This is a genomic window from uncultured Psychrobacter sp., assembly GCF_947500265.1.
Lineage (GTDB): Bacteria > Pseudomonadota > Gammaproteobacteria > Pseudomonadales > Moraxellaceae > Psychrobacter.
Genome location: NZ_CANMRN010000001.1, coordinates 349,648 through 372,123, shown reverse-complemented (window position 1 = coordinate 372,123; position 22,476 = coordinate 349,648). Strand labels below are relative to the sequence as shown.

The 22,476-nt window shown below is 37.4% G+C and carries 14 protein-coding genes; 2 read left to right on the top strand and 12 right to left on the bottom strand.

Annotation, left to right across the window (positions count from 1 at the left end; all coding sequences use genetic code 11):
- Positions 1 to 293 precede the first annotated feature (293 nt).
- The 5 genes from Q0788_RS01540 to Q0788_RS01520 all read right to left on the bottom strand — a co-directional run bounded on the left by Q0788_RS01540 (position 294) and on the right by Q0788_RS01520 (position 3,884).
- Positions 294 to 1,091: an SIR2 family protein gene (locus Q0788_RS01540; protein ID WP_298807407.1), complete on the bottom strand. Its 798-nt coding sequence runs from the start codon at positions 1,089 to 1,091 to the stop codon at positions 294 to 296.
- Positions 1,091 to 1,645, bottom strand: a complete 555-nt coding sequence (locus Q0788_RS01535) for a non-canonical purine NTP pyrophosphatase (protein WP_298807406.1) — start codon at positions 1,643 to 1,645, stop codon at positions 1,091 to 1,093. Before Q0788_RS01535 ends, Q0788_RS01540 begins: the two co-directional genes overlap by 1 nt.
- Positions 1,645 to 2,622 carry a hypothetical protein gene (locus Q0788_RS01530; protein ID WP_298807405.1) on the bottom strand — a complete coding sequence of 326 codons (978 nt, stop codon included), beginning with the start codon at positions 2,620 to 2,622 and terminating at the stop codon, positions 1,645 to 1,647. The genes Q0788_RS01535 and Q0788_RS01530 overlap by 1 nt, the downstream gene beginning before the upstream one ends.
- Positions 2,623 to 2,937: 315 nt before the next feature.
- The gene (locus tag Q0788_RS01525; RefSeq protein ID WP_298807404.1) at positions 2,938 to 3,258 is read right to left on the bottom strand and encodes a hypothetical protein; all 321 of its coding nucleotides are present in this window, start codon (positions 3,256 to 3,258) and stop codon (positions 2,938 to 2,940) included.
- 350 nt (positions 3,259 to 3,608) lie between these two features.
- On the bottom strand, positions 3,609 to 3,884 hold the full coding sequence (locus Q0788_RS01520) for a hypothetical protein (RefSeq protein ID WP_298807403.1): 276 nt from the start codon (positions 3,882 to 3,884) through the stop codon (positions 3,609 to 3,611).
- A gap of 594 nt (positions 3,885 to 4,478) precedes the next feature.
- Here Q0788_RS01520 and Q0788_RS01515 point away from each other — a divergent pair.
- Complete coding sequence (locus tag Q0788_RS01515; protein WP_298807402.1) at positions 4,479 to 4,742, top strand: hypothetical protein; 264 nt, start codon at positions 4,479 to 4,481, stop codon at positions 4,740 to 4,742.
- A 125-nt stretch (positions 4,743 to 4,867) separates the two neighbouring features.
- Here Q0788_RS01515 and Q0788_RS01510 read toward each other — a convergent pair whose 3' ends face one another.
- The 5 genes from Q0788_RS01510 to Q0788_RS01490 all read right to left on the bottom strand — a co-directional run bounded on the left by Q0788_RS01510 (position 4,868) and on the right by Q0788_RS01490 (position 12,778).
- Positions 4,868 to 7,771: a DUF3427 domain-containing protein gene (locus tag Q0788_RS01510; RefSeq protein ID WP_298807401.1), complete on the bottom strand. Its 2,904-nt coding sequence runs from the start codon at positions 7,769 to 7,771 to the stop codon at positions 4,868 to 4,870.
- A complete protein-coding gene (locus Q0788_RS01505) occupies positions 7,771 to 8,166 on the bottom strand; it encodes a (deoxy)nucleoside triphosphate pyrophosphohydrolase (RefSeq protein WP_298807400.1) in 396 nt (131 codons plus the stop codon). The genes Q0788_RS01510 and Q0788_RS01505 overlap by 1 nt, the downstream gene beginning before the upstream one ends.
- A gap of 32 nt (positions 8,167 to 8,198) precedes the next feature.
- Positions 8,199 to 9,164: an HNH endonuclease gene (locus tag Q0788_RS01500; RefSeq protein ID WP_298807399.1), complete on the bottom strand. Its 966-nt coding sequence runs from the start codon at positions 9,162 to 9,164 to the stop codon at positions 8,199 to 8,201.
- Between the two features lie 493 nt (positions 9,165 to 9,657).
- The gene (locus Q0788_RS01495) at positions 9,658 to 10,902 is read right to left on the bottom strand and encodes a hypothetical protein (RefSeq protein ID WP_298807398.1); all 1,245 of its coding nucleotides are present in this window, start codon (positions 10,900 to 10,902) and stop codon (positions 9,658 to 9,660) included.
- Positions 10,903 to 10,954: 52 nt separating this feature from the next.
- Entirely contained in the window at positions 10,955 to 12,778 is a 1,824-nt protein-coding gene (locus Q0788_RS01490; RefSeq protein ID WP_298807397.1) for an AAA family ATPase, read from the bottom strand.
- A gap of 622 nt (positions 12,779 to 13,400) precedes the next feature.
- Here Q0788_RS01490 and Q0788_RS01485 point away from each other — a divergent pair.
- A complete protein-coding gene (locus Q0788_RS01485) occupies positions 13,401 to 19,112 on the top strand; it encodes a UvrD-helicase domain-containing protein (protein ID WP_298807396.1) in 5,712 nt (1,903 codons plus the stop codon).
- Positions 19,113 to 19,530: 418 nt separating this feature from the next.
- Here Q0788_RS01485 and Q0788_RS01480 read toward each other — a convergent pair whose 3' ends face one another.
- Positions 19,531 to 20,730 (bottom strand): hypothetical protein, encoded by a 1,200-nt coding sequence (locus Q0788_RS01480; RefSeq protein WP_298807395.1) that lies wholly within the window; start codon positions 20,728 to 20,730, stop codon positions 19,531 to 19,533.
- Positions 20,731 to 20,791: 61 nt separating this feature from the next.
- Positions 20,792 to 22,432, bottom strand: coding sequence for a thiamine pyrophosphate-binding protein (locus Q0788_RS01475; protein ID WP_298807394.1), 1,641 nt, complete (start codon positions 22,430 to 22,432; stop codon positions 20,792 to 20,794).
- Positions 22,433 to 22,476: the final 44 nt, after the last annotated feature.

The following is a 22,476-nucleotide window of genomic DNA, read 5'->3' as shown; positions in this document are numbered from 1 at the left end:
GTTTTCTAATGCTTCTCAGTTAGAAAACAGGCAGCTTAATACTCTTTAATAAGTGTCTTATGATTGGGAGGATTACCAAATATCGTTATATTTTTCACATAATACCAAAGGGTTACATATACCAGGAAAAATCATAAATATTCGCTTAGTAGCGGAACACCTACTTATAGTTATAGAGCTTTTCTGCGATATTTTTTGGGCGATGACAGGTGAAGCATCTATGATTTGTGATGTAACGGATGAATTGTTTTTAGTAGTAGCCGAGGCAATCAAAAGAAGCGATTAATCAAATATTACTTTGTTGACTGGAAATTACCAAGGAACTCTTCAAGTGCGTAACCTAAGTTTTCGGTTTCTGAAGAAATAACCTCTATTCCCCATTGTTCGAGTATTGTCTCTTGGATAGGGTTAGGTCTAGGAGAGAAAATATATGACTTCGGCTGTGAATTTTCGTTAGAACTATTCTTCCACAACTTAGCTAATTTATAGAAAAGAAACCTTAAGTTGATATCATCTAGGCTATATCCAATAAATAAAACTGACTTACCTAAAACGTCTGCGCGTAGCTTTATGTCTAAAGGCGTCTCAAACTCTAGACGTTCAAAATAACTTGTTTCACCTAGTACTATCGAACTATCATCATCGAAGTCACCGTGAAATTTGATGACCTGAGTACTGTTATTATCTACTGTAGTTAGGTCGGATACAGAAATTATTTTAGTATATGGCATTTTATAATGACTCAATGATTTCTCTATCCAGCGATCAAAATTTGTTGTATAGATGATAGGGAAATTGGCTTTTGCAATATACTCATGGATTTTTGATGTGGAGATATCAATGCTGTCTGCATGCCAACTTATATCCATCCAACTTCTTAATGGCCCAATTTTACCTTTTTTCAGTTTATAGTATTCCGCTAAGGCTTCGTTATTTCCAAAAGTTTGATATATCTCAGGATCATAATCCAATTCTTCAGCGATTTTATCAATCAATGCTTTCCATGAAGGCAAGCCTAAGTTCATTGAAACACCTGCTCCAACGAATAGTATTACATTACCTTGTTCAAAGGATGATAGAAGTTGTTTCATTATTTTTTAGATTCCTTCAAAAATGATTTAAATTTATCAAACGCAATTTTTCTCATTGAAATGTCATTTTTGCGCGAACCCATTTCTGCAAACGTCTCCGTCTCTCCTTCTGGAATAAAAATACAATCCCATTGGAAATCACGGTTTCCCCTTGGTTTATCAGCAACCGTCCCTCTTATATCACCTTCAAACATATGTATTTTCATAGAGTCACAATAGCCAATAACTGTTTTTGCTATTAGTCTATTATCTCCACTAGAACCAAAAAGCTCAGAAAATTTCTCTGCTTGCAATTGATCCCAAAATATTTGAGTTAAACCTCCAGGAAATCCATTTAAACTCTCTATATATAATCCTGTATGTTCAACAAAAACCGGACGCCCAACTATTTTAAAAGCTTTTAAGACTTTATCTCTAACAAGCATGTTAACGTCTTCAGTTTGAATCTCGTTAATCACATGCTTAGCGGCTATAACTTCAAACCCTGTTTCCATGAGGATCTTACTGACTTCAGCTGCTTTGTAATCATTCTTGGTAAGGAATCGAATTTTCATTATATTCTCTCTAAAAAGCTATATTTTTTCTGATGTAAATACATATCTTTTAGATGTTGTTCACTATTCGTTTCACATAGGAATCTGTAATAATCAAAACTAAGAGAAGAAGCATGAATTGCTGGATTGTCAGAGCAAATCACGAAGGGCACATCATTAGCAATAAAAATTTTGACAGGATGATCTTCATATTCACCAACTGCTTTGGTAAGTCTGTTGCTAATAGGGCACACCTCAAGACATATATCTCTATCTTTGAGTAACCCCATAACCTCATCCGATTTCGATGCTGCCGTTCCATGTCCAATCCGATCTGCACCAAACTCTATAATAGCTTTCCTAATATTTTCGTAATTGCCTGTTTCTCCAGCATGGATAGTAATTTTAAGACCATATTCAGATTTAGCTTTCATGAACGATTGGGCTGTCTCTTTCGGAGGGTCAATATCTTCGTTACCTGCAAGATCAAGTCCTATAACACATTTGGGAAAACCAAGATTTTTATATGCTTGAAGTAATATCTTAAGATGTTCATTAGTATGTATACCTCTAGAGACTGTTAGAATTAAACCTGCTCTAATCTGATATTTATGTGAGGCCCCCTCTATTTCTTCTATAAGCCAAAACAGAGCGTTATCTACAGAAATATTATTAAGAGAAGCTAAATAAATTACGCTATTTCGGATTTCGACGAAAGAAACACTATCAGCTTTCAGGTTCTCAAATGCGCTTTCTACAATAATTCTAAGATTTCCTCTGTTTTTTGGTATCAGTCTGAGCACTTGCCAAGGCAACAAGTAGTCTACAAGGGATTGTGCAGGCCTTAAGACATTTAAATCTACACTTACGTCAAAGTTTTTTGGTATTTCACATGACTCACTCTGGACTATTTTTTTTATAGTTTCAGTACTTACCAAACCGTTAAGATGAACATGTAGTTCGCCTTTATTCATTTTTCTTATGCTGTCTAAATTCATTTATTATCACATGAGTTAGTTTATTAGAATTATATATTCAGTTAATTATAAAGGGACCTTCTATTATTAATAAAGACTTTTCGTTGCCAGTAATTGATTTGGATGATGGCAGAATTTAGGGCATTAGCACCGTCTACCATAGTTTGGGTAAGGACCTTATCATCCTGCTACACAGACAACCAAAAAGTCATCGAAGGCTTTGACTTTTCTTGTTTAATAAATATAAAGAAATTATTAGCGTGTTTGCTAACAGGTTATAAAAAACAGACGTTTTTTAATTTCGTGGGAGGTTACTAAGGGTTTTTGAGATAGTAGCTAACTTAGTTGAACGATTTCTACTTGAACAGCTTTGCAATCTTCTCGCAATTTTGCTAGTTCACGTTCTTGTAAATTGCCATCCGTCAACTCGTTGAGATCAGAACCTTGAGGTATTTGTAATAGCCGCTGTTTATCAGTCTTTACAATATAAAAATACTTAAAGTTTATATCGATGCCCTTTATTTCAATCGGCATTTCATCATTGTCTAGATAAAGTGCCAAAAAATTACACAGTTGTAGTGAAGGCATAGTGCTCTTAGAACACTCATTTCTAATCATTTGAGCTTTTTTTATTACTCTCTCTTTTTCAGTACACATTCTAACTCTCCAGCATTAAGATATAGGTGTTTTACGATTTTATAGTAGGTTAGGGATTACTTACTATAAGGCTAACATCTGTTTGCATTTGCCATACGAACCACACCCAAATCACTATAACAGCTAGAAAACAAAATAGACTAAGATTTCTAGCTTTTTTAGTGAACCATAACTTCTCAGAATTTATCGAACTTTCGTATATTTTTTTTACCTTTCAATAGCAAATAGTATCTTTGCACCTGTAGTTTATAGCCCAAATCTTTAGCATTTATTACGTCTGTATATAGGTAAATAGCACCAGATACGATACCCAGTGCATTTGCCGATATAGCGATTTTTAATAAAAGTAGCTAATCTAATGATAGTGACGGCATTTTAGATACTTGAGTAACAATAACTGAAAAAACACCAGCTGCTATCACAATAAGCCACTTCATCCACTCATGGTCTTTCTTGTTTGCTAAATTACTGTGATTAGCAACTTCGCGTTCAAGTGCGTCAAGGTGAGGCTTTAACTGTTGATATTGATAATAAAACTTCTCGCTAGGATCACTGTCAAGTATACGGTCTAACTCATCTTGCAAAACCTTTAATTCTTGCTTACTCGTTAATTGTTTCTGACTCATGATTCTTTCTCATCAGCTTGTTTAGCTTTCTCGTAACTCATATTAACGCGTTCTACGTACTGAGTCTTAGACTTTATAGAATCCTACTTTTCTTTTTTGCAATATTCTGTAGAGAGGCAGCGCCTTTATCTAAATATATTGTCAACTCACCAATGTAGAGTTTCAAGCTTCTCAATGCTGTATCGAATTTTACATAAAGACCTAAAGCATCCAAAACTATCCAGTAGGTATCGAACATATCTTTTGGGTCAGAATTAATATAAGCGAGCATCACCGTACTAGATCGTTTTGACGAGGCAGTATCTTTTTATTTATATACTTCGCGTATAGCCCGTTCGTCATCATTAATTTTCTGTAGCAAGTTTTTTCGCTTCACTTAGAGACAGATTAATTTCAGAAAGTTCTGGAGTAACTTCAAGCGTTGACATCGGCAAGCTTTATTTTTCAACACTTTTTTCAGGTTTAAAACCATAACCAACCAGCACTAACATAAAAGAAACATCAGTTTTTTCATACTATTGTTTTATCTTCATCCATTACTGATTAATATAGCTTGTTTTCAAGATGATTTTTATAAGTTTGTAGTTTGTCGATATGAGCACTCAGCTAGTACTTGGTAGTCTGATTGATTTGGCGAATAGTCAAGGTCATGAAATAAACGATGTAGAGAGCTTATATGGGTTTAGCCAAATGGCTCGTATACCCACGCATTTAAGTTTTGGGAAATATAAGGGTGAGGCTATTGCAGATTTAGCTACTCATTCGGATGGAGCTGGATATCTAAAGTGGCTACTGAAACAGGATACGGTTGATCCTTATTTAGCTGAAGCATGTGAGCAGGCGTTAGGGTTAGTATAAAATCACTTATACACTCGTTATCACTAAAAAAATCTAGTCTGCTAAGCTTATTGTAGAATAGGCTTAGCAGACTAGAATAACTATTCAAAACCATCAAAAATCTCAAACGATAGCACTTAATTTTTCTACTCATCAATTAGATAATTATAGATATCACCTCGAACCTCTGTATGCATATCAAACTCTATTTTTACAACAGAAACGCCAGAAATAGCGGTTTGCTCAAAGCTTTCATTTCTTGGTGATATATCACCCATATAATAAAAATCTTTACCTTCAATGTTATCTTTTTTGATGAATAAGGGAATACGAAGGTTATTTATGTCATGCGCTTTGAACAACTCGATCTCAGGGCTAGTTAACGTTCGCCTTGATTTAGACATCCAGCTAAATACAGATTCATTAATAAAGTCGTCTTGGTAATTTATGGTATCTGCGATGTCCTCAGATTTATGATAGTTCACAAAGATAGCGCAATTGGTTTTGTCTTGACTAACCATATAACCGCTAACATTTTGGGCAACCGGGTTTTCAGCCCAATTTAAAATTCTAAAAACATCTTTACGTAAATACTTGCGGTACAACTGAAAACCATCAACAAAGTCAGACAGTTTGAACTGTTTATTGTACTGATGAATAGCATAATTCGTACTATCTATTAAAAATTGTACAAAGGTATCATTGGCCAAGTAACCTAAGAAGTCAGGATGCCAACAGAACGTCTTCTCCTCTAATTGAACCACGTTAAAACCATAAATTTTACCTATAGATTTTAATTTTTTTTCATGTTTTTCGGTCACAAAACCTAAGTTGAGATTGTTAATCACTGATGACACGACATTAGGGTTCATCTTATAACCATATCGCTCTTCTATAATCAACGCCAAAGCATCAATCGTAATAACTTCACCCATAAGAAGAGCTTTCAGTACTAAGCTTTCTTCAATACGCTTACTGTTATTAATATCTTTTGAGAAGGTACTAATTAGTTTTAGTTCATTATCATTTAGAGCCGGTAAGGCATCTTTTTCTTGCTGCTTGGCAAAATGGTAAAATGATTTTGCATATTCCACATACGAGAAAGGATCGCGGGAACCATGACGAATAAAGTCCATCATCATAGGTGCGTAACCTAACTTATATTTAAGTAAGTTATAGTCTTTTAATAGATCTTTTTTGGTTTGTAGATTCGCAGTATCAATCGCTTGATAGATACGCTCTTTTGCAACTCTGTCAAAACTTACCGTGGACGATCCTGGAATGAAGCAACTTTCTCTAGCTAATAAGCGACGCAGTGTATCCTTGTTATAGGACTCATCACCGTATAAAGCGATAGGTACCATGAAGTTATTTTTGTAGTTACCAATAAAGTCGATGACGGTAAGATAGTCTTTATTTTGTGCCTTCCTTAAACCTCGACCTAGCTGCTGAACAAAGATGATTGCCGACTCTGTTGGCCGCAGCATCACAATCTGATTAATACAAGGAATATCAATTCCTTCATTAAAAATACCAACAGAAAAAATATAATCAAGCTTATCTACTGGATTACAAGATTCTAAACGTTCTATTGCAAGATCACGTTGTTCTTCTGAGTTCTCTCCAGTCAATGCAATAGATGGTAAACCATGAACATTAAAGATCTCAGCCAACGCCTTGCATTCTTGAATATTAGAGCAGAACACAAGGCCGCGAACATCACCATTGTCACAACCATAGCGATCGATATAGTGAAGAATGTGCTTAACACGATCTTCTCTGATAAGGAGATTGAGCATTGAGGCGTCGTCTATAGATTCGCCATCAATACTTAGGTCTGTCACACCGTAATAATGAAACGGCGCTAAGATATCCATTTCTAGCGCTTTCTGTAAGCGAATCTCATAAGCAATATTGTGATCAAAAATCTCAAATACGTCACTATCATCAGTCCGCTCTGGGGTTGCCGTCATACCCAAAAGAAACTTAGGGGTAAAGTGATCCAATATTTTTCGATACGATGAGGCGCTAGCACGATGAGTTTCATCAATAACAATATAATCAAACGTATCAGGAGCAAACTTTGCTAAATGATTCTCTCTAGAGAGAGTTTGTATGGTTGAGAATATATAATCACTCTCAGAATCCATTGCTTGACCACTATACAAACCAAACGTTTTATCATTTTTAAAAATGGTTTGATAGGTCTGTAAAGCTTTTTTAGCTATATTGGCACGATGAACAATAAACAGTAAGCGTTTAGGATTTACATTCAGTGCATCAAAGGTAGAAAGGTACGTTTTCCCGGTCCCAGTAGCAGAAATCAGTAACGCTTTGTTTTTACCCTCTGCACGTAAAGTAGACAGATTCCCCAGTGCTTCTTGCTGCATCTTATTCGGTTCAATAGATTTTTCAGACTCCTGACTACACTCTTGTTTTATTTGCTGAGAGAATGCCTTGGCTTGCTGATATATTAGTTCGTAACGCTCAATAAAGTCGGATGTTACAGGCAATGCAGAGTCAAACTCTTTCATGAATTCACGTATAGCTTGTTGAGAAAGAGAACCAGAGTTACTAGAGCTTACCTTCAAATTCCATTCTTTATTTGATGTCAAAGCATTCGCTGTTAGGTTGCTGCTGCCAATAATTAAATGATGGATGTCGGATGAGCTAAATAGATATCCTTTCGCATGGAAATTAGAATCTGTTGCAATTCGCAAATCTAAATTTTTAAACTTCAGTAGTTCACGCAATGCTTCTGGTTGGGTGAAATTGAGGTACTGCGAAACAAGTATACGTCCAGGAATCTCTTTTCTTTCAAGTTCCATCAACTCTTGCTTTAGACAAGCGATACCACTGGTGGTGACAAATGCAACAGAGAACCAAAACTTATCGCAGAATTGCAAATGTGTATTAATTGAAGTTAAAACCTTTCTACCTTGACCATCATTAACTAGTAATTCTGGTTTAAAAGTATGCTTCGAAGCTCGCGTATGATCTATGAAACCAGAGACCAACGCATTTTGTAACTCTTGAATTTTATTGCTCATTACATAATAGCCTTTAGCTGCTCTACAATTGGAAGATCAGCAGCAGCCCAATCCAGTGTATCAAGCTCATTCACACCTAGCCAAAGCACTTGTAAATGTTCATTCAACAACAAAGCACGGCTTTGCGTATAACAAATGAAGCTGTGCATAATAATTTTAAAGTCTGGATACACATGCTCAACTGTTAGTAATAGGCGATCAACGCTAATCGACATATCAAGCTCTTCTCTCATCTCGCGAGCTAATGCTTGTTCTAGCGTTTCACCACTTTCTAATTTACCTCCTGGGAACTCAAATTTCTCAGAAAGATAATTCAGCTTATTTTTGCCACGTTGAGCGCATAGTATTTTTCCATCATCCACAACAATGGCGGCAACAACTTCGATAGTCTTCATTTTAGTCCAGTAGATAATAATAAGTTTACTTATCAGCCTCTAAGCCTAGGTAATAAACTAGGGTTAATAGTTCGTAATTTTATACTTGATTCTGGCGACCAAACTAAATCCCCATGTTCCACTGCTATTTGATAAGCCCACTGGCTGATCGTTTCAGAGCGAAGTTGATTGGTCGTAAAACCAATAGTTTTCGCTTCCTTTTCAATCGTATCACCATGTTGTTGATTGCGTTCTAGCCATTTTTCATAAAACAGCTCTTCAGCCAGATAATCACGCTTACTATTATTGCAGCTATGATCCGTAAGTACGAAGTTATGAGTCGTGTCAATTGGATATTTCGACCAAGGAATAAAGTGATCAACTTCGATATTGTTTCTCAAGGGTTTATGACAATAGAAGCACTGTCCCTGCTGAGTATCAATCAGTATAGGTATTAATACTTTTAGACTTTGGCGCGATTGATTGAACAAGAACTGCTGCAAATCAATATCATCACTAAAATGTATTTGGTTACGACTGTTCTTACGTACGAACTCTGTCCAGTATTGCTGGCATAGCTTGTTAATTATTTTACTAAAGCGTGTAAAACCGTATGCAATACCAGGCTTTAAAGTTATTACCTTTGATTTTGAGTCATAAACATATAAGAACTCACGACTAACTTTGTCCTCCGCACTTTGTAGATATCTTGCGGGGTACTTTTTGATAGTCGAGGAAATATCTTTGATAGTGGATTGCCATAGTTTGATATTTTGTGTGTGAGCTATAGTCAGGCTGGTTGTCTTAGTTTTATGCTGCAAATCTAGAATGCTATTAATAACACTAGCCTGCCCTGTTGTACTGCTTTGTCTGAGTACAGAATCACTACTTTGATCTGAGTATGGTAATGCTTGTGTCCAGTAAAGCTGTATAAACTGCTCTGCTAACTGCTCATAAGAAATACTGTGTTCACTGTCGTCATTAATTCCAGACTCTATAGACAGATTAACTATTGTCATTAACAAGGCAAATTTATAGGTCGAGGTATAGGAGCTAGACTCAAGCAGCCACTGAATACGTCTTAAAAAGTTGAGCTGGAATTCTGCCGTGGGCACTATAACAATCCTCTGAAAGCACAGTAGCTCATTCTGATAAAATTATTAATACAATTGTCGTATATTCATCGGAAAAAAGTTTTTTTGTATTTTATAGCCTAATTCATTTAAGCCCTATTTTTTTATTTTATAAATAAATCAGTTACTTTTTATTAGTCATATTGACAGACAGTTTAATCACAACACGTCATTTCAATGAGGTTAGATCCTGAACCCATATATTGTGTGTTGATTGATCATAACTTTGCATTGAGCCAATAACATTGATTGTAGAACACTACGGTTGAGTGTATAGAAATCAACTTGTGAAGCTTCGGTACTACTAAGGCGGGTGTTATACCCTTTAAAGGTCTTGAGTCTATTTAAGCGATTAAAGTCAGGGTGCATCAAATATGGGTCATATAAGCAATAGCGATTCTATTCTTCTCAAAAAACCGCCTTTTTGTTCTGTTAATTGGAGATGTAAGTCTTTTAAACATATTCCATCTACTTTAAACCAAGTGTTACTCGTAGAGTCACCATAAAGATTGTTAGCAAAGTTCTTATCTAGTTTTTCTTTGTCGAAGCTCTCACTTAGTGGATAAATCAACCCCAAACCTATTAGCTTTTTATTATGTGATTCCATATAAGAGCCGTAAGTATGTAATTGGAAAAAATCAGCTCTATCATAGTCTCTGAAATGACCGGTCATGCGCTTATATTTAGCATCTAGCACAACTACATGACTATCTTTTTCTAAAATAATATCTGGAATAATACTTCGTTCAAAACCTGTGTTTTGGTAGATTCTATACTGCTGTGAGTAAACATGCCATCCTCTAGGCGCAAAGTATTTTTTTAAGATAGTGAATAGATATTTTTCCCATATCTCTGCCATGTCTAAAAATAAGGCATTACCCATTATATCTGCCATTTCATGCATTGATGATTGTTTCTTATACTGAATAATATGCCAAGAGAAATCTACTATTTCTTTATAGTTAGCATAAATAGCGCCATATTTTATTTTTTGGAATTGGGTCGTGGTGATAACCTGCTTGTTATGGCACGGTACTCTTATTACCTCTTTTACCGCATCATTTAACATATTTTCTGTTAAATAATAATCTTTGCATAAGATGGTGTATGCTTTCTTTAAAATCGCCAAAATTGTGCTGTCTACTTCTTTTTCTATCCGCTTTGAGACTACATAATTTTCTTTATAAATCGGTAACACACTTTTCTTTATAGCTATCTTACCTCTTACAGTACTACTTTTATTTAGCTTTTCTACTTTATGCTTCGGCAAACCGTGTATATTAATTTTGCTCAGGGTCTTAACCCATATTATGCTTATAATCTTTTTTAAAAGCTCATTATCACTGTTATCATACAGCTTGTACTCGGAAGTGCTGTGTGCAAGTTTAATATTAAATATTTCTTCTAATAATATTAAGATATTGGCATTACCAAAACGAGGCTGCACTTCAAAACAATGAGGTCTACCATTGTATTCGAAATATAATTTTCCAATATATCTACCTGTCAGCCACTTTTTATGAGTATAACTATAACTTAACAATGGTGTTTCATCGCCCACTGAGTCAGTGTTAATTCTAAATACATTGGTGCTTGTAAAGCAGCTGTTAATAACAACTGCCATATTTGCCTCTATATCAATATACGAGCAATCCCTGACTTTTATGGTGCAAATATCACTTTGCATGAGTAAAAAATTTCTTAGCATTAGTTAAATATTTCTGTACCATCTTTTTGTCCGTATTGCCTAAAAAAGCCTCTAACATAGGTTTTATTGAAAAATTCCATAAAATATCTCGTGCTTCTTTGTATAACTTCAACGTGTTTCTACTTTTACCTGTCAAATTGGCGTTTTGTTCATAAATCTTAGGTAACTCAGCAAAAAAAGTATGCCCAATTTGGTAATCTACGCCCAGCTCATCTATTTTTGTACTTATATATTCATTCAATAAAGTGCAGTCATTTACAAATCCTTCAATATGTTCTGATAGCTTGTCATGTGAATTCTGACTGAGCATATTAAATAAAACGTCTTTATCATAGCCTTTAAACTTCCACAAAAATCGTCTGCGTAAAGCAAAGTCCATACGCTCTACGGAAAAATCAATTTCATTCATGGTTCCGATAATGTATAAATTATCAGGAATAATGAGTGTAATACCTTTAATTGCAGTTTCGATAGGTTTGTTCCGATACTCCATAGCAGAGAACAACTCCCCAAACACACGTGATAAATCCACCCTATTTATCTCATCTAAAATGAGTACATGAGGTAGCTTTATTTTGTTATCTTTGTCAGTAGTTTCAGTTTCTTGGTTTGCTTTTTCGATAATATTGAACAATTGGCCTTCGACAGGAACTGTTTCCGAGCCATCAGGGGTTGATTTTAGTTGGTAGCCTGCTATGAAATCTTCATAAGAGGTATTTGGATTAAATTGAAGATGATGTATTCGGCCATCTACAACAGTTTTTTTATCTTTAAGGAAGCGCTGTAAGTTTTCTTTTTTATGTAAAAAATGAATAGCAATTAAAGATTCAGCTAAGGCGTTTGCAGAGTGTGTTTTTCCTGTGCCTGGGGGGCCATAATATACTATCGCTTTTTTATACTGCAATGCCATCAGGTCATCTGATAGATTATGTATGCCCTTGTTCCAAATATGCCAAAGCTGATCATTATAGAAGCTAAACCCATTTTTGAAGTCTAACTGTAGCTCTTGCTGCGATATAACTAACTGCTCTTTGATCAGTGAAACCTCTTCATCAAGATTAATATCTTCTTTTAATCCTGGTAAATCTTTTATCAAAGCATCAAAGTGTTGCTTAATCGCTAGCTTATCTTGCTTTGAAGCTATGGGCTCATATTTGTCAGGATTTGCTAAATGAAGCATTAAGCTTTGCATAGCGATTGTTTTGTTTTTTAGTTGTCGATACTCTGCTTCACCAATGCTGTAAGTATTTTCCTCAAAAAGTATGTCAGCGTTTTCAATAATGAAAGCATTTATGGCTTCTTTATCAAACCCTCCATTATCTACCTTCTCTTTAAGTGTTATGCAGAGAATCAATAAGTAGTTTAACTCTACAGGTTTATTAGTTTTATGATACTGACCTGTTGAACCTACACCATACTTAGGGAAAAAATTTTCTCGCCTACATTCATTAAAGCGACGGATGTCTACTTCTTCACCCAATATCCAGATAGGTGTTTTCTCTTTGGTATCAGCAGTTATGTCATGAGCAGGTAAGCTCCAGAGCCAATTTAGATGAGCAAAGCAAAGCTTTGTTTCGTAATCTGCATGCTCAAACTGCTGTTTAATTTTTTGCCAAAAATCTTGATTGCTATCTTCTATAGGTGAGTCCAAAAAACAGATTTTTACTTTCTTCAAATTTTCTAATGTAAATATGTCTTCTTCATTAGTGAGGATTGAATTATTCTTCAATAAGCATTCTTCAATAAATGTATTATATAGCTGGTGAACTGGGTGAATAATGTCATTTGTCATTATATTCCTTATTATTTAAATTATTTAGCGAGTTATTTACAGTAGTTGAACTGTAGTGGTCAACTAATTTTAGATACATGACAAGAGTTTTTAGTTCAAGTAACAGTAGGTATTTATCAGCTTACCTTTTATATACTTTGCCATTTCTACTTGGCAGATAGAGCCAAAGTTTGAGTTGGCAGTTTTCACATCGATAGCGACAAAATTTGCTATCTATCCTTGTGCAACTAGCGCGTAATATATCAATTATGAATAATAATAAACTAAAATTGATGTTTCTATCTATCTGATTGATGAATAGCCACATAATTTTGATCGCAATAATTCCTTATCAAAAGTCTTATTTAACCACGCGTCTAAGGTGCAGACTCTCTGATTAAGCATTGAAAGTAAGCACATCTTAATAATCAAAAAATATGATGCCAACCATATATAGTACGCAGCGTTAGCACCATATTTAGTGCTTAGTACTTTGGTTTTTACTTAGATGCTGTTATTAATATTAGGGTTTATTAAGAATATGATAATACTTGCAAGTGCTCGCCCATTATGACTCTGGCTAAGATAAAGAGAATTGTATACTATAGTTCGTTTATTTACCTACTACTTAGAAGCTGAAAACATGTCAGACCTACCCGATTTTATCCAGCCTACTTCTTTTTCACCTTCCAGAATATCTGGGCAGATTAGTCCTCAAAACAGTCATAACGATATTTCTGATCCCATAAATAGCGCACTTCCATCTACAGCAGATATCCAAACATCAAAACCTAGCAGCTTACCGGAGTTTCTACGTCTCAATGCAGCGAAGTATATAGAGAAATTAACAGCCGTTCAGAGTGCATCTGAACTCCTCTCAAAGTTGAACCCACAACAAACTCTATGGCTTGATTTGGAAATCAACCCTAAAAATGAGACACTGATAGATGGTGCTTTCTTAATCAACGACTACTATTGGCACTTTAATGCTCAGCAGTTTCGACAACAGTCAGATGTCATTTATGAAATATTAAATAAAGCTGATTTTTTAGGTGGCCACCATTTAATTGAGTTTGATTTACCTCACCTATATTCGCTATTAAACGACACATTATCAACCACTAGCTATAAACACACGCTATTAACAAGCCAGCTTGACGGTTCTGACAAACTGCTTCGATGGCAAGCAAAAGCTTGGGATACACTGATACTGAGCTGCCTATTTATTCCGCACCAGCCTAGCCACGCCTTGGCTAAGCTCTACAAAGCCAATGTCGATTATAATAACCCAGTCCTTGACTGCTTAGAAAGTCGCTGTGTATTTGGGCTTTGCACACAGGCGTGGCAAATCCTACCTACCAATATGCAAATACTACTGCACAAGCTATTACCACAGCTTTTGCATTTACACACGCTCAGCCGTCAAAGCTACTTTGCTATAGATGAAGATAATATCTTTGATATAAAAGCTATCTTTGACAACTTGCCCGCAGGAAATCGAACTGATCTTATCAACCTATTAGAAAGTTATATGGGCAATACTCATATAAGCAATGATGATAAAGAGCACTCAACATTATGGCAACATCTTGGTTTAGCCACCTTTATTAACTGGCTAAGATATTTTGATAAGCCACAAGCACGCCGTCCAGTATGGCTTATCAAGCATCCTTTCCACAGACATAGTTTTAGCCAAGCTGAAAATACTTTTTGGCATTTGCATGAACCGAGTGAAGATTGGATTAATCAACAGTGTCATCACTTTTTTGGATTTGAGCATTTGCGCGAAGGACAGATGTCTATTGTCAAAGCAGTGCTGATGAATAAAGACATTCCTCTTGGCATATTACCAACAGGTGGCGGTAAAAGCTTGACCTTTCAGCTACCTGCACTGATATTAAGTAGGTGCCAACGTCAGCTGACCGTAGTGATATCGCCTTTAAAGGCATTAATCGAAGACCAAGTTGTCAACTTGCATACTGATTTACCAGACTACGCCAACCGTATTGCTTATCTGACTTCAGGACAGTCCATAGAAACCCAAAAAGACATCTTAGACGGTATTTGGCAAGGCGATATTGATATTATTTATATGAGTCCAGAGCGGCTACGTACACATAGTATTCGTCAACTACTCAAAAATCGCCCACCAGCATTTTGGGTATTAGATGAGGCGCATACGCTTAGCCAATGGGGCACTGATTTTCGCCCAGACTTTTTGCGTATCGCCGATCACATGATGGCATGTTATAGCGACGAGCTTCGAGAACACTTTACAAAGCAGCTTGAGCGCCAGAGCGACATTAAAGAGGGTAAGCTTCAGCTTGATATGTTAGAAATGATATCTGATCAGGACAATACTAACGCATCTAGAACAAATACTAGCAGTAACGCATCGGAATTCTTGCCCCCTACCATAAGCTTAGTGACCGCCACAGCCTCTACACGTGTCAAAGATGATTTAGAAAGTGAGCTGGTAGATAAGCTTACTGCCTTAACTGACAATAAAACTTTGGTGCAATATGGCACCCCTATCGAAAGCCTTAAGATTTGGCGTGACGATATTACTGCGCATTTTATAGAAGCAGCCAAGGACGAGCGTGAAGCGCATATCTATAAAATTATAAATGAGCGCAAAGTTTGGTACGAAAACCAATATCCAGAACATCCTGAAAAAGGCGTGGCTATAGTTTATCTGCGTAACCGTAAAGGCTGTGATCAATATGCTGACGATTTCGCCCAAAAAGGCTTAGTGTCCGCCGCCTATCATTCTAAATTAAATGAGGGGCAGAAAAAGAGTGTACTTGAAAAATTTAAAAATGATGAGCTAGACGTAGTGGTCTGTACCAATGCTTTTGGCATGGGCATTGATAAAGAGGGCATCCATACTGTTATCCATAGTGGGCCGCCGAATAACCTTGAGTCTTATATTCAGGAGATTGGCCGTGCAGCACGTAAGTCGTATGAGGTCGGCGCAGCATATATGCTATGGGGTCAAAGAGATATTGAAGCTTTGTTTTTCCAAGAGCGTGAGTCACGCATACCAAATACAAATACCTTAAGAGACTGTTGGACAGCCATACGTCCAGCTCTCAGTAAACCCATGCAAGATCAATGGTTCCCTAGCAGTGTACTAGCGCCTATACTTGCACCAGATGACGAGACTGAACAACTTAATACCCAAGTAAGAGTGGCTTTATTGGCGCTCGAGCGTTACGGATTACTGACTGAAAAAGACCAGCAACCGGCTTGGATCAGTATCAAACTCTCAAGCCAATCGCCTGCCAGCCAACATACTAATATGTCTAAGCTCTATGCTCAATTACAGCAGCTTGCGGATGATACCTTAAACACGGCGACAACAAACATAGTTAGTGCTAAGCATAGCAGTGACGAAGGCTCTAACAACGATAACAATACTGGCCTGACTCGCTATCATTTACCTGAATTGGCACTGGCGCTTGGCTATTCTGTTAAGTCACTATTAAAAGGGCTACGTGAGTTGGTCAATCAAGGTCATGCTCAGTGGCAAGTTGTGGTACGTGTACGACTAAAATATACACACCGCTATTTAAAAGGTGAACTTAATCGCTTAAGCCGTATTATTACTGCTTTAGAGGAATGTCTAAATAGCAGTTATGGCGCGCTAAATGGCACTGAAGCGATACAAATGCAAGGCACCACCCAGCTCAATACCAAAGCACTCGACAACTGGCTGATTCAGCAGCGCCATAATTTATCGAGTAAACGTCATATTCTACCTATGTTTCGAGCACTAGGTATCTTAAAAACACGCAATCATGGTACGACCCAAGTGTTTGTCTCCTCCACAAATAGGACTAAGTTATGGCTAATTGATGAGGATCTGCCAGACAATTGGGAAAGCTGGGTTCGCTATGCAAAAGTGCTCGTAGCAGATTTGACACCTTTATATGAAGAGCATCTACTACCTGCCCTACCTGATAAAAAAGATGGCGATGGTAAAGAGTTTCATCTAGATACTTTAGCCCAGAAGCTACAGCGCGATCCTGATACTATCTTAACCCAACTTGAGCAATTACAGCGCTTGGAGCTGATTGAGCTTAGCCGCTTAGACGATACGCAAGATGCTATTTTCTTTATTGGCAAACACCGAAAATCCACGTCAAAGTATCATGAAAACGCCTATCAATATTTGCAAACCCATTATCAAGATCGCTGCGCTCGCATCCATATGCTGAGCTTTTGGTTACAGGCAGACGCTGATGTCCAAAAAGCGTTGATTGAGGACTACTTTACCCAGCCTCTATCGGAAGTCATTAAAACCTATATTAACAACGATATCGATGTGCATAAACCTTATATCAAAGATTATGAAAAAGAGATTTTGCCTAAATATTTTAGTGACACTCAAGTACAAATTATCAAAGAAACAAGCCGTGCGGCCATGGTACTGGCTGGTCCAGGATCTGGAAAAACCACCGTGGTGGTACATAGAGTCGCTTATCTATTAATGATAGAAGAAATCAAACCTGAGAAGATTTTGATATTGGCTTATAACCGTTTGGCGGTAGCTGAACTAAGATCGCGCTTACTGGCTTTGATTGGTTATCATGCGATCAATGTTACCATTCAGACATTCCATGGGCTGGCACGGCAAATTACAGGACTGAGTGAAAAAGACGCACCCGATGCCGCGCTTGATGAGATTGCTACGCGCATTGAGCATTTAAGCCAAGAGAAAAACTTACAAAAGCGCCGTGATAATGCTCGCTATCAGTGGATGATTGAGCAGGCCATCAGTCAACTACAAGAGCGGCCGCAACACTTTCAGTACATCATGGTCGATGAGTTTCAAGATATCGATGAATATCAGTATCAAATGATTGGCCTATTAGCAGATCTACAAACACAAGATGACAATAATAGCGACACCGATGATAGCTATATTGCTATAGATGCTGATAGTGATGCTACTGATGATAACTTTGAGCAGCGCGGCTATTTGATGGTGGTTGGTGACGACGACCAGAACCTATACGCCTTTCGTGGCGCTAGCATTCAATATATTCAGCAGTTTGCAGACAACTATCATGTTAATACTGAACAAAAATACTATCTGCTCAATAACTATCGTAGTGCTAATAATATAGTCGAGCTTGCCAATGAGTTTATAGCTACTACATTGCCAAGTAGTGAGCGTCTAAAGCAGGCTGAGCATAGCATCAAAGCGACTAAACCCTATCCTAATAGTCCTATTCGTTATGGCTACTACCAGCAGACCAAAGGCGTTGACATGGCAGCATGGATCGCGTCTGATATTGAGCAGCGCTTAGCAAGTAATGAACAAAAAAATGCAGTGCCAGAAACCATAGCTGTACTAGCCCCTAAATGGTCATATTTCGATGCCATACAGCATTACCTTGAAGCTCTAAATATTAGTAGTCAGCGCTATAATGAAAATGAGCAAGTTACTCCCATAAATAGTTTTATAGGACAAGCGTTATTTAAAGATTTGAGCGCGAAACGTTTAGACTTTATTGAGGGTAATGTTGCTGAATTTTTGGAATGCTGGCGGGTTAAGCGGGGCTTAAACCATTTAGATAAAGCTTGGGAAGCAATTATCAGTTGCACTCAAGATATGGAAAACGTGACTTATGAGCAGGTATTACAAGCGATAGAGTCTATTCTATACGATGATAAAACACAGGTTATATTAATCACTTATCATAGTGCGAAAGGGATGGAGTTTGATCATATTTATGTCATTGATGATCAACTCTCAAACTCATCTTCAAACGCTCAGGCAGATCATAGTCATGATAGACCGTTATATGTAGCACTGACGCGAGCGAAGCAAACGTTGAGCTTACTACTTCATCATAAAACGTATCACCCTACCTTAGCTAACATATTGCTTACTCATGCTGAGCAAATTGATTTACCTGCGGTTAGTCCACCTTCAATGCTAACTTTTCATCGATTTATGCGTTTGGATGAGCTGGTATTGACGCCGCGCGCACTGGTCAATGACTCAGGTCGCAAGTTTGTAGAACAGACGTTTTGCCATGATAGCTGGACGAAAACACGAGATGATATTCTAGGATTGTTTGATGTCGCTTGCTATAAACAAGATAGGAAAAGCGATGGCTTTTACTCGGCTAAAGGTCAACAAGTTGCTCAATTTTCAACAGCTTTTTCTAAAGAATATTCTTCTCAAGGGCAAGGTAATCAACATCTATTGATGACTGGCTTTACAACTACCCTGTTTTATCAGCAGGATATCTCTTGGTATGAAAAATCGGGTTATCATGGCAGCGAAGGTAGCCATTATCTAATTGTGCCTTATGTTCAATTTAATATGCAGTGTAGGTAACGAACTGTGTTGAAGAACCCATGGAGTAAACTAACGTTTTAATGAATAGTTTACAACGACCAGAAAAATCAGTACTTGTAGAATAGAATTTAAAGCAAAAGCCGTTAAGAAGCTAGCAAACAACAAAGATAATCTTAGTGTAGTGGCACAACATTTAGGAAGAATGATGCAAACACTTTATATTTGTTAATAGCACAAAATGAATAAAGCCAAGCTTGTCGATAATAAGCAACATAGTCCTAAACTTATAATAATAAGAAAAGACAAAATTCTCAAACGTAATATTAATGTTACCCAGAAGGAAAAAGGAATACTAAAAAAGTTATTCATACTATGTATAGTATGAATAACTTTTTTGATTATAGTGTTCAAAGTTATATCAATAAATATAAATCGTAACAACATTAATATCAGCTTTTTAAAAGCTAAACCCTACATTTAAATTGATTCTAGAAAGCCATTCATCACTATTTTCAGAGGTGGCTGACGTAAAGCCTGTACTGTTGGTTGCACCACCGATAATATTAGAATTCTTACCGTAAGTATGATCTAACCAAACCAGAAATGGAGACGCGATAAACATCAGACCTGTGGTATTCATTTGCGAATCACCCCAATCACCATGATGCTTTTTAAGATAACTGTAGTCGTTATATACTTTGACAGCTTTCAATGCACCCATATCTTGCATTGGGATTGTATATGCTAAGTTTAAACTACCGACGGTACCTTCTGAGGCAATAAAATATGCTGGGGTTAATCCATTTGCGCCCATCAATGTCATACTATCATCAACACCACTAGGATTTTTGGCATCATAGTTATAATGTATAAGTGAACTTTGAACATTGAACTGATCAAAATTATTATTGGTATGTAATCCTACCGCATAATAGCTACCATCATCATTGGTTAAGCCGTTCTCTAATTGGGAATAAGCACCCGACATACCAATTTCCTGCTTACCCGCCTCTGTTTCAAACTTGCGAGCCACACGCGCATTAAATTGGTTCTTCTTTTCATTCTCATACTGGCTCATAAAAGGGAACGTATTATCCAATTCGCTATAAGCCCCACTTTCAGGTGAGTATCTAAGACTTTCAGATAACATCTCAGGATAATACCCAAGCTTAATATCCCAATCTTTGCTTTCATGATTTAGATTTACACCCGGGGCAATATTGTTGCCGTAACCCAAAAAGAAAGGTAGATGATAGGTCCAGCCATTTTGAGGATAAGGATAAATCGCAAAAGGCTTATAGACCAACCCTGCCTCAACGCTGTTTTCTTCATCTACGTTATAGCCTACATAAGCTTTTTCAATAGAAGTTTTATCATCATCTTGAAAGATATAACTACTATTCAAATAAAAATCATCGTACTCCCCATCAACATCTAAACGAAAAATATCAAACTCAGGATCGCCTAAATCGGAATTATACTTATCCTCACTCCAACTCTGATAACGCTGATTAAATCTTATAACGCCACCAACGTTTAGCTCCTTAGTTCCATCCTCACTTTTTAGTTCAATTACTTTGGCTTGAGCACTGGTGATTGTTGGTAGCCACAATACTGGCACTAACACAATCAAAGATTTGAAAATTAGTTTAGTCATGAGAAATTCCTATCATCCAATTAGTAAAAATCCTTCTTGTAAAACCAACTGATATCAATGTTTAGTACAATTTCTTTTGTGGTGGCCCTGCGAACTTGAGCGGACCAATCGCATTCATATTGACTTCAACCAAACACATACCATCTTGTTTCATAGCTTCATTAATATGGATATCAAACTCTTCTAGAGAGTCTGCTTTGTAAGATTTGCAACCCATCGCTTCACCAAGTGCAATGAAAGAAGGTGTATGTAGCTCGTTGTAATACTGTCTACCATCAAAGTACTCTTTTTGAATACCGCGCATGACACCATAACCCCCGTCGTTCATCACTAGTAAAACCATATTAGCGTTCTCTTGTATGGCTGTGGCAATCTCGCCTACACCTAGCATCAAACCACCATCACCTACTAACGCCACTGTTTTTTTGTCTGGATTGGCGATTGCCGTACCAATCCCATGTGATAGACCAAGGCCAATCGCGCCCGCCAAAGAATGAATATTCTGTAACGGCTTATTGACTGGGAACAATCGACTGCCCCACGTGCTGCCCGACATCGTAATGTCTCTCACCAATATGCCGTCTTCTGGCAAGGCTTTACGCAACAAGTAGCACAGATCAGCATACGGCCCTAGCTGAGTCTCCAATGCATTAATGGCAAAGTCCTTTGCCGATTTGATACGCTGATCATAGTCTGCATCTATTTTGGATGTGTCTCCTAACCTCTGGATGACATTCTGCAAAAAAGATTTTGCTTCAGCACAAAAAAAGTGTTTGACCGAATAATTTCTTTGCTGCGCCATTGGGCTTGCATCGATCTGTATCAGGTTTTCTGGGAATTTTAGTGAGTAGGTTTTTGTCTCATTACTACGTAAGCGAGAGCCAATAACGATGCAAGCATCACTCTCTGTGATGAGCGCTTCGACTGCGGATGAGTTATGAAACGCATTTAAACTTCTTGGGTGCGTATCGGCTAAGACACCGCGCGCATGAGTGGAAGACACCACAGGTATGCCCATGTCAGCCAATTTTTCGATCTCAGCACTCGCTTTGATACAGCCGCCGCCTATCCATAAAATAGGGTTTTTGGCAGATTGGATTTGCTCAGCAACAAAATCCACATCTTTCTTATGGGCGTCAGGTAATTGCATAGCGCCCACATACGATAACTCAGTAGGTAGCTCAATGGTTGTCGCTTGTACATCAATCGGTATTTCAATACTGACGGGGCCTTTGGGCACAGTAGTCGCTACCCGAATCGCCTCTCTCACCATGCCAACCGCGTGCTCAGGACTCAAAATTCTAAAAGCCGCTTTACTACTGGACTTTAAGTAACCAAGCTGATCAGCCGCTTCATGGATAAAGCTTGCATCACGATCCAAGTATTCTTTTTCAACTTGTCCTGTGATATGAATAACTGGGCTACCCGCATTACATGCTTCAACCAAAGAGCCAATAGCATTGCCTGAACCTGCACCCGTACTGGTGATGGCCACACCTAACCCTTTGAATCGAGAATACGCATCTGCCATGTTGACGCATCCCGCTTCTCCCCGTGAACAAATAAATCTGATTTTATCTCTTCTACCAATGGCATCGGCAATCGGTAGGTTATGAATAGAAATCAAGCCAAAAACATCGCTCACACCATGTTCTTCCAAAACTCTCGCTACTAATTCACCGACGGTTACTTTGACTGTCATAATCTCATCCCTGTATGTTAATAATCTGGTTGTTTAATACATGT